2 protein-coding genes are annotated in these 2,196 nt (G+C 76.1%); one reads left to right on the top strand and one right to left on the bottom strand.

Translation table 11 applies throughout. The annotated features are described in order from the left end of the window. Positions 1 to 84 precede the first annotated feature (84 nt). Entirely contained in the window at positions 85 to 429 is a 345-nt protein-coding gene (locus DQW06_RS02235) for a hypothetical protein (RefSeq protein ID WP_157983326.1), read from the bottom strand. Positions 430 to 900: 471 nt separating this feature from the next. On the opposite strand from DQW06_RS02235, the gene DQW06_RS02230 reads away from it, so the two are divergent. Then, on the top strand, positions 901 to 2,196 hold a 1,296-nt coding region (locus DQW06_RS02230; RefSeq protein WP_157983325.1), incomplete at its 3' end, for a serine/threonine-protein kinase.

Below are 2,196 nucleotides of genomic sequence, written 5' to 3'. Positions count from 1 at the left end.
GGCCCGGAGCGCGCTCCGGGCCCGGCGGTGTCCGCTCCTCGCGGGGAACCCGGCGACGTGCCTTCCCGGGGGCGACTCCGTTCGTTACACTCCGCCGCAGACGGCCCTGCCCCCGCCGCACCGCGAGAGAGGGAGCAGGTACGTGAAGAACCCCTTCGAGCCCAAGCCCATGCCCCGGAACCCGACGCCCGGCAGCGAGGGGTCCCGCACGAGCGGTTCGGGCGGCTCCGCCACGCGTGACGCGAACCAGGTGGGAGGAAGGAAGAACTTCCTCCAACGGGCGATCGAGAGGAACATGGAGCGCAACAGGGCCGAGGCGGATCGGCCCTCGAAAGCCGAGAGACCGGTGACCGGTCGCAGGACGGGGGAGAACAGCAGGGACTGGCGGCGCCGCCAGAACACGGGTATCGACAGGGACGGAAGGTCCACGTGACCGGTGGGGGTCGCGTGCGCCCGGACGCCCGGGACCGCGTACCGCCGGTGAGCACGGCGGCGAGCGCCTGACCCCGCCGCGGAGCGGTCACCACGAACACCGCCGGGCCCCGGTCCCCGGCCCCTTCCGGGCGTCACGCCCATGCGCTACCCTCCCAGAGCGGTGCGGGGGTCGGCGCCGTGCCCCCGGCCGACACGGCCGCACCCGTCCCCGACGACCGCCTGCCGCCGCGCACCGCGGTGGCGGCACGGTGCCGGGGACCGGTCCACCGGCGTCCGCGTGCTCCCGCCGGCCGCACCCCCGAACCGGGGCCGTACCCGGTCGGCGGCCGGGCACCAGCCGAGGACGACCGGCCCTGTCGTGGGACGATCCGGTCGCGGGTTACCGAGGCCGCCCCGCCGTAGCGGGCGGAGGCCCCTCGGCCGCCCGGAAGGACGTTCTCGGCACCCAAGGCCAGGAGGCACGGAATGAGGAGAAGCCGACCCGCTCCGGAGCCGTCGCCCGTACCGGACGTGCACTCCCTGACGACGCTGTACCGCGGCGCGGACGCGGTCCTGTACCGCGCCCGACGCGCGCCCGACGACGCCCCCGTGGTGGTCAAGTTCCCCGGACGGCGCCCGCGGGCCGGACGGCCGGGCGAGGCCGAGCTGTGGAACGAGTTCTCGTCCGATCCGGGCGTCCAACCCCTGCTCCAGTCCGGCACCACCGAGTCGGGCCGACCGTACGTGGTGACGGAGGACTGCCCGGACGGCAGCTACGCCGAGATCCTGGGGCGGGGCGGTCCGCTCACGGTGGACGAGGTCCTCACGGTGGGGAAGGCCGTCGCCCAGGCGCTGCGGGCCGTGCACGCGTTCGACCTGCTGCACCACGCGGTGACCCCCGCCAACGTCCTGCGCTCGGACGACGGACCGGTCCTGATCGACTTCGGTTCGGCGCTGCCCCGGGACCACCCCTTCCCACCCGTGTACTACGCGAGGGCGGCCCTGGAGCACGCCCCGCCCGAGGAGCTGCGCGGAGGCGCCCCCGGCCCCTGGTCGGACGTCTACCGGCTCGCCTCCACCCTGTGGGCCCTGCTGGCCGGGTACGCGCCGTTCGACGACGGAGCGGAAGCGCTCGTCACGCTGGAGGAGTACCGGTCCCGTCTGCTCACGGCTCCGGCGCCCGTGCTGCCCCGGGACGACGTGCCCGGGTGGCTGCTCTCCGTCCTGCGCCGCGCGATGGCCAAAGACCCGGAGCGGCGGACGCGGAGCGTGGAGGAGTTCGCCGAGGCGCTACTGCTGGAGCAGGCCCCTCCCGAGTCCGAACCCGAGCCCGGGCTCGAAGCTGAGCCCAGTCCCGCCGAGTCCGGTCCGGAACCCGGGCCCGAGGCCGCCGTCACCGTCGCGCCGCGGCCGGAAACCGCGGAGGCGGGGCGGGCCGACACGGTCCGGACCGACCAGGCGGCGGAGGACGAGGGCGACGAGGCTCCCCGGTGGGAGGTTGACGACGAGCCCGAGCCCGAGCCCGGGGTCCCGGGTGAACCGGCCGCGGCCGACGCGGCCGGGGCCGACACCGCAGCTCCCGGTGCGGACGGGACGCCCCCGGGCGCGTCGGGACCGGGGGTCGCCGAGAGTCCGGCGGCGATGGAGGACGGCGAGGAGGACGACGGGGATCCCTGGTGGGACTCCTCGGTCCCGGCCGAGCCCGACGTCGTGCGCCCGGTGGACCCCGAACCCGAGGGCTCGACCGGCTCCCCCTCCAGCGGCCCCGCCTCCACCGGCTTC

Source organism: Nocardiopsis sp. TNDT3 (genome assembly GCF_003427465.1).
Lineage (GTDB): Bacteria > Actinomycetota > Actinomycetes > Streptosporangiales > Streptosporangiaceae > Nocardiopsis > Nocardiopsis dassonvillei.
The sequence above is the reverse complement of the archived record's forward strand: the minus strand, read 5'-3'. Positions and strand labels throughout refer to the sequence as shown.